Here is a 7,837-nt window from a genome sequence, read left to right on the forward strand (position 1 = left end):
CTATTGTAGGATTCATATCCAAAAAGATTAATAAAAATCAAGAAAAGAATGCTAATGAGTAGAATGAGTAAATAAGAGAGTTCATAAAGGAGTTTTTAATGGATACAATTTATTTTTTAGTACAGCAGACTATGTTTTTTTCTATTCCTCTTTTACTTGTAGCATTAGGAGGAATGTTTTCAGAAAGAAGCGGGGTTGTTAATATTGCTCTTGAAGGCATAATGATAATAGGTGCTTTTGCTGGTATATTTTTTATAAGCAGATTGGGTGATAATTTTCCTCCTATGATTACATTATTAATAGCTATGATTATATCCGCTTTATCAGGACTTGTATTTTCACTTTTGCATGCTTATGCTGCTATTAGTATGAGTGCAGATCAGGTTATAAGCGGTACTGCTTTAAATATATTTGCTCCTGCTTTTGCAATATATGTAACAAGGGCAGTTCAGGTTGTTCAGCAAATAAGTTTTGTAAATAATTTTAGAATAGAATCCGTACCAGTACTTGGAAGTATTCCTATAATAGGCGGATTATTTTTCAAAAATACTTATATAACTACATATATAGGTTTTATAATACTAGCTTTATCTTGGGTTTTGCTTTATAAAACTAGATTCGGACTTAGATTAAGAAGCTGTGGAGAACATCCTCAGGCTGCTGATTCTGTAGGTATTAATGTTTATAAGATGCGTTATATAGGAGTTGGTATATCAGGAATTTTGGGAGGTTTAGGAGGATTAGTATTTGTTATTCCTACTTCTACAAATTTTAATGCTACAGTTGCAGGTTATGGTTTTTTGGCTTTGGCTGTATTAATATTCGGACAATGGAAGCCTATGAGAATACTTTATGCTGCTTTCTTTTTCGGTCTTATGAAAACATTGGCTTCTGCTTATTCTGGAATACCAATACTTGCAAGCTTGCCTATATCTAATAATATATATAAAATGATACCTTATATTACAACTATAATAGTTCTTGCATTTACATCAAAAAAATCACAGGCTCCGAAAGCGGCTGGTATAGCTTATGATAAATCTGCTAGATAATATTATTGTTTTATTTAATTAAAATTAATGGGATTTTATTATGCTTAAATATGATCCAAAAGAAATACTAGATTATGTTATAAGATGTAGAAGATATTTGCATAGCATACCAGAATTAGGTTTAGATTTACCTAAAACAAGAGAGTTTGTAATAAATGAACTTAATAGTTTTAAAAATATTGAATATACAAAGAATAAAAAAGATTCTGGTATTATAGCTTTTATAAAAGGTAAAAAAGAAGATAATAAAAAGACTGTAGCTTTAAGAGCTGATATGGATGCTTTACCTATAAAAGAAGATACTAATTTTGAATATAAGTCTTGTAATAATAATATGCATGCATGCGGACATGATGCACATACTGCTATACTTCTTGGGGCTTGTAAAATACTTAATGATAATGCTAATAAGTTTTCAGGCACTGTAAAATTTTTATTTCAAACAGGAGAAGAGATAGGAGAGGGTGCTAAAATAATGATAGAAGAGAATGCATTAAGAGATGTTAATGCAATATTTGGTGTGCATGTAGGAAGCTTTGCTCCTGATACTCCTAATGGTGTTTTTATCATACAAGAAGGTCCTATTATGGCATCTACAGATAAGATAATAATAAGAGTAAAAGGAAAGGGTACGCATGGGGCTTATCCTCAGGCTGGAATAGATCCCATAGTTATGTCGGCAGAGATTATTAACGGACTTCAGACAATAATTACAAGAGAAATAGAATCTTCAGAAACTGTTATATTATCGCTTTGTAAAATTAGTGGAGGAAGTGCTTTTAATATTATACCCGATACTGTTGAAATAGAGGGTACTATTAGAACTTTTAATAATGATGTAAGAGAGTTTTTTATAAAAAGAATAAGAGAAAAATCTAAACTTATAGCTAATTCTATGCTTGGAGAATGCGAAATAGATATAATAGAATATGCATGTGTAACTTTAAATGATGCTGAAATTACAAATGATATAAAAAATATAGCTTGTAATATATTTTCTAAAGAGGCTGTGTGGAATAAATATTATAAGCCTAGTATGGGAGGAGAAGATTTTTCTTATTATTTGAGAGAAGTGAAGGGATGTTTTGCTTTGTTTTCTACTATAACAGAAAAAAATATACCTAATCATAATAGTAAATTTGAAGTTAATGAAGAAAAATTAAATATGCCTTCAGAACTTATGGCTAATTGGACTTTTAATTTCCTAAATAATTAATATATATATTGGTATGATAATATATTTTGTAAGAATTTATTGACTTTCTTTTTTATTTTTTATATACTATAGAATATGTAAAAGAGGGGTTAATCATAAAAATGTGCGATGAATTAAATAGTTTATTAGAAAATTTGGATTATAAAAGTTTATTTGATAATATTTTGACAATAGATGAATTATTAACTGATGACATTCTATTGGATGATATTTTCAGTGAGAATTTATTTGTATTATCTTTTGAATTATTGGATATGATAAAATCTAACCCAGAAAATTATAATATATCTAATATAAATGAAGATGATAGAGTTAAGGCTATATCAAGTGTGATTAGAAAAATGGAATTGTCATTTATAGAATTTTAATTTTTAGTGAATCCTTTCAAAAAACCTTTTATAAAGAAAGCACCATAAGTTAAATGTGATAACAATATACCTATAGCTTTACAAAAACCTTTTATAGGAGATAATGTGTTTATCCAGCTTCCAATTAAACATAAAGCATAAAAACTATGAGGAAATAATAGCAAATAAAGAAATATATTTTTATTTACAGCATGAATATAATTATTTAATATTTGAGGTAAATTAAAGTATAATGCAAATGGAATAAAGATACTATAAAGTAAAAATATAGACGGTATAAAATATGATAAACTTAATGAGTTTCCTCCGAATCTTTGTACGAAATATCCTCTATGCCAAGCATAACCTTTAAGCTGTTTAAAATGCCCAAAAAATAAATCTCTTCTATGATGATAAACCAATGCTTCTGGAGTATATAATATTTTTTCTTTTTGTTTCATTATATTATTACAAAGAATAGTATCTTCACCAGGCCAATATTCGCTATCAAATCCGCCTACTTTTTCATAAAGCTCTCTTGTTATAATAAAATTGCAGCTTGGATAATCATTAACATACTGCACCTTATCTGGTATATATCTAGCTTTATGCTTTCCGCTCATAAGTGTAGAACTGTAAATAAGTCCGCTTATCTGCTTTGAAAAATTGTCTTTAGGAGTATTAATAGCAGGTCCTCCTAATGCTTCAACTTTTCTACTTTGCATTGCTCTTAATGCATTATGAAGCCAATCTTTTTCAGGATATGTATCATCATCTAAAAATGCTAATATACTTCCGTTTGATTTTTTTACTCCCATTGCTCTTTTTATTGCAGGTGGAAATTCTCCTGTTTCTATTATTTTGATTCTTTCATCTTTAAATAGTTCTAAATCAATTTCATTATTAGTACATTTATCAGGAAGTATTATCACTTCAAAATTCGTATATATCTGTTCTAATAAATATTCAGTTTCTTCTTTTATATAATCATTAATTTTTTTTAAAGGTATTATTACACTTACAAGAGGTTTTTCTTTTAACTCATCAAATAAATCATTATAGAAATGAACTATATTGAGTCTGTAAAATATTGCCAAAGTATCAATGAATGTTCTCCAAAGAGTAGGAAACCTAATAAATCCAAAATGTCTATTAGGATTAACTATTACAGGTGCAGACACTATTTTTTTCCCATTAGAATTGCAGGCTACTAAAACTTCCAAATCATAAGCGAATGCTTTAACTAAAATTCTAGGAAAAATATTTATTATAGCATCTCTTTTGAAAAGTTTTAATCCAGTTTGAGTATCCTGTATAGGAAGATGAAAAAATATCTTCACAAACATAAAATAAATAAAAGATATTAACTTTCTTATATTAGAATAATTAACTATAGAATCTTTATGCCTTTTAGAACCGATAACAACATCAGCATTTTCTTTTTGCATAATAACAAAGAAATTTTCTAATTGAGAAGGGTCTATTTCCATATCTCCATCGCAGAATATTATATACTCTCCGTTAGATATTTCGCATGCTCTTTTTAAAGCATGTCCTTTTCCCTGATTTTCTCTAGCATAAACTCCTATTATATTTTTTAAATTTTTATTTGTATTATTCTTTTGAAAGTTTAAGCATATTTTTTGTATTTCTTCTTTTGAATTATCGCTGCTGCCATCATCTGAAATTATTATTTCAAAGTTCATAAAAAACGCAGTGACTTTTTCTATTAATATGTTTATATTTCTTTCTATTGTTTTTTCTATATTATATACTGGAACCAATATAGATACTAATTTATTTATCTTCATATTTTACCGCTTTTATAATTTTCCTATAGAATGATAATAAGATATTATACAAAAACTATTTAATTTGTAAAGATGTATATAAATGGAAGTTTAATAATATTATTAAAATTTAAAAGGCCAGCCATTAATTTTTATTTTATTATTATCTATAGTAAATTCAACTGAAATATATCCTTTATAATTATCAAAATCTTTTTGGCTGTAAATATCAGTAAAAAAATATATTTGTTGGTTACTTGATCCTATGAAACCTCTTTCTTCATCATAAAGTTCATCAATATACTCTCCGTCTATTAAAACATCAGTATATTTCAATAACTCCGAAGCTCCATCAAAGTTTGAAGTATTAATTTCTTCTAAAGTATATCCACTGAAAAGTATTACAGATAAATCATTTTCTTTACACCATTTAGCAATATATGATAAGCCTTTTGACTGCAGTATAGGCTCTCCCCCAAGTAAAGTAATTCCTTCTATATTATAATTTTTTTTACTGTATTTGATTTTTTTTATAATATCATTACAATCTATAATATTTTTTTTTTATGATGGGCTGCATTTGAGTATTGCAGCAATTTCTGCATCTTTTCATACAACCTTGAGTCCATATTGCAAATCTTTTACCTATACCTTCAGATTCTGTGCATTCTCTTATACTATCAATATTCAATAACATAATTTGATTATTCTAATTCGAATTCAAAATCTGATTTTTTAGCATTAAGCTGAACTATTTTTATAGTTCTTCCCTGAAGAGAATCTATATTTTCAAATACAAAATTTGAAAGAGGATTAACTATTTTACTTTCAAGTACATTCAAAACACCGCGTCCTCCATTTTTTATATTAACAGCATTAGATATTGCTGAGTATGCATTATCTTCATTTTCAAATTTAATTTTAGATTTATATTTTTCTTTTATAAATGTTTCTATAGATTTAAATTTACCTCTTGCTATATTATTAAGGAAATCAGTACTATCAATGAAATTGAAAGGTACAATATTATCACCAACCCTATTTAAAAGCTCAGGTCTTTTTAATTCTTCAACAAAATGTTTTTTTACATGTTCTAAAAACTGCTTATATACTTCTTCTTTATCAGCAGTATAATCTATTTCACTTGCACCTATATTTGAAGTAAATATTATAACAGATTCAGAAAAAGACATTGTTTCACCTTTACCGTCTGTTAATCTTCCGTCTTCAAGTATTTGTAAGAATTTATCGAGTATTCTTCCATGAGCTTTTTCTATTTCATCAAATAAAAGTACACAGAATGGTTTTTCCTTTATAGCATTAGTAAGCTGTCCACCTTCCTCATAGCCCACATATCCAGGAGGAGCCCCTACGAGTCTTTGATCGCTATGTTCATGGTTAAATTCTGACATATCAAATCTGATACAAGCCGTTTCATCCCCAAATAAAAACTCTGCTAAAGATTTAGCTAATTCTGTTTTACCAACACCTGTAGGTCCTACAAAGAATAATACACCTTTAGGTTTTCTTTGTTTTGATGAATGCTGTATACCAGAAAAACCTGTAAATGCTCTTATTATTACATCTTTTACTTTTTCTATAGCTTTGTCTTGACCTTTTACTCTTAAAGTTAAAGTTTTTTCTATATTAACTAATTTACTTTTACTTAAATCTTCCCAAGGACTTTTTTTCTCGCCGTATTTATATAAATTAATTATTTTATCAGCACTAAGTTTAGTATCTAATTGCATTGAAAGTTTCATTATTTGTGCTATATCTTTAAGTTTAAATCCTTCCAAAGAATCTATAAAATCATTTCTTCTGTTTTCATCTAATGGAGGAGCAAAATTTATTAAACTTTCATTATTTAATATAAAATTTTCCCTTTCAGGTCTTGCAGGAGTAGGTATATTAATGCAGCTTACATCGGGATTATTTAAATAGTATGATGAAGGTATTGTTGAAAGTTTATTTGTAATTATGATTATTGATCTTTTTTGTTCTTTAAAATCATTATCAAACATATCATAATTCATAGATTCTCTTAAAGCTTTTCCTATTATAGATAGCCAATTTCTTTCATTCTCACTTAAAGAGGCATTAGCACCGAATATATAATCAGAATAATCTATAATAAAACATATATGGTTATTTGCTTTTGATTTTATTTGCTGAAGTACATAATTAAAAAATTCATTAATATCTTTATATTTAGGACCTTGATTATTGTTCTCATCTGCTAAATCATCATCGTCTAAACTATAAGTATTACTTGGAGCCTGATTTGCTTTCTCTTCGCTAAATGTTAAATTAGAAATTTTTGAAATATCATAATCTATTCCATCAACTCTATCCCATTTTATTACATTATTAAATTTACTGTCTTCATTTAAAATTTTAATAATATAATTTGAAATATATTCATATTTTCCTGTTTTTCTATTTCTTATGATATCAGAAGAATTTCCGCTTAAAATAATAGAGCCTTTTAATTTAGAATCTCTTATAAATCTTTCAAGCCATAAATCAATTTTTTTCTCTTCCATTAATAAAACTCCTTACAATGTTCTTTCATTATGATTATCAATATCTATAGCACCTTTAGATATTCTATCAGGATTTTCCCATAATACTTGTTTATCAGACAATTTTATAGAGTAAATTTCTTCCAAATCTTTATTAAATTTATCTATATCTTTAACGCAGGTTAAACCTTCATAATTATCAAAAATATATTCCAATTTTCCATTAAGTCTAACCTTGCATACAGCTCTTTTTCCTAAAGGTTTTTTAGCTATTATTCTTACTATTCCTCCGTTATCATCTTTTATAAGTTCAGGAGCTGAAACTTCAAACTCGTTTCCTTTTAATGATTTAATTATAGATTTTACAACTTCCTTTCTAACTTCTTCAGTTATTCGTATATCCTCTGTTTCTTTGTCTATTACTTCAATATCTTTTACTACATTTTCTATATTATCTGAAGCATTATTTAAATACTCTTTAGCAGCTTCTATTTGTTTCAATAATTTATCTCTTTTTTCAATATTTTCTTTGCTTTCAATATTTTCTTTTTTTAGATTATCTTCAATATCTTCTATTTTTGTCTGCAGTACTCTTTTTTCTCTCTCTTTTTCTTTTTTAGCCCTCCATTCGCCTGCATTTGCATTGGCTTCGTCTATAATACTTTTTACTCTGCTCTCTATTCTTTTGCTGTAAACTTTCATCTCACTATTTATAACGCCTTCATCATTTAATAACTCATTTCTTAATACATCAAATTTATCTTTGGCAAAATCAATTAAAATAATATCATTTATAGCACTTATAGTCTTATTAAAATAATCTAAAATGGACTGCTTATTTTTATCCTTTTGCTCTCTTATTATTCTCTCTTGTTCTATTTTTCTATTTAATGCCACATTTATTAAA

The 7,837-nt window shown here is 27.0% G+C and carries 8 protein-coding genes; 3 read left to right on the top strand and 5 right to left on the bottom strand.

Annotated features, from left to right (window positions below):
- Window positions 1–98: 98 nt before the first annotated feature.
- The 3 genes from Q1J76_RS10495 (at window position 99) to Q1J76_RS10505 (ending at window position 2,636) form a co-directional block, all read left to right on the top strand.
- Entirely contained in the window at window positions 99–1,052 is a 954-nt protein-coding gene (locus Q1J76_RS10495; RefSeq protein ID WP_300370025.1) for an ABC transporter permease, read from the top strand.
- Between the two features lie 40 nt (window positions 1,053–1,092).
- Window positions 1,093–2,268 carry a M20 metallopeptidase family protein gene (locus Q1J76_RS10500; protein WP_300370026.1) on the top strand — a complete coding sequence of 392 codons (1,176 nt, stop codon included), beginning with the start codon at window positions 1,093–1,095 and terminating at the stop codon, window positions 2,266–2,268.
- A 101-nt stretch (window positions 2,269–2,369) separates the two neighbouring features.
- On the top strand, window positions 2,370–2,636 hold the full coding sequence (locus tag Q1J76_RS10505) for a hypothetical protein (protein ID WP_300370027.1): 267 nt from the start codon (window positions 2,370–2,372) through the stop codon (window positions 2,634–2,636).
- Here Q1J76_RS10505 and Q1J76_RS10510 read toward each other — a convergent pair.
- The 5 genes from Q1J76_RS10510 to Q1J76_RS10530 all read right to left on the bottom strand — a co-directional run.
- Window positions 2,633–4,426, bottom strand: a complete 1,794-nt coding sequence (locus tag Q1J76_RS10510) for a glycosyltransferase family 2 protein (RefSeq protein ID WP_300370028.1) — start codon at window positions 4,424–4,426, stop codon at window positions 2,633–2,635. The genes Q1J76_RS10505 and Q1J76_RS10510 overlap by 4 nt on opposite strands.
- Before the next feature lie 102 nt (window positions 4,427–4,528).
- Window positions 4,529–4,960: a 4Fe-4S cluster-binding domain-containing protein gene (locus tag Q1J76_RS10515; protein WP_367182131.1), complete on the bottom strand. Its 432-nt coding sequence runs from the start codon at window positions 4,958–4,960 to the stop codon at window positions 4,529–4,531.
- Entirely contained in the window at window positions 4,947–5,102 is a 156-nt protein-coding gene (locus Q1J76_RS10520; protein WP_300370029.1) for a 4Fe-4S cluster-binding domain-containing protein, read from the bottom strand. The genes Q1J76_RS10515 and Q1J76_RS10520 overlap by 14 nt, the downstream gene beginning before the upstream one ends.
- 7 nt (window positions 5,103–5,109) lie before the next feature.
- Window positions 5,110–6,951 (bottom strand): AAA family ATPase, encoded by a 1,842-nt coding sequence (locus Q1J76_RS10525; RefSeq protein WP_300370030.1) that lies wholly within the window; start codon window positions 6,949–6,951, stop codon window positions 5,110–5,112.
- 12 nt (window positions 6,952–6,963) lie between these two features.
- Window positions 6,964–7,837, bottom strand: an 874-nt coding sequence (locus tag Q1J76_RS10530) for a hypothetical protein (protein WP_300370031.1), incomplete at its 5' end; no start/stop codon positions are given.

This window comes from Brachyspira sp., assembly GCF_029258575.1.
Lineage (GTDB): Bacteria > Spirochaetota > Brachyspiria > Brachyspirales > Brachyspiraceae > Brachyspira.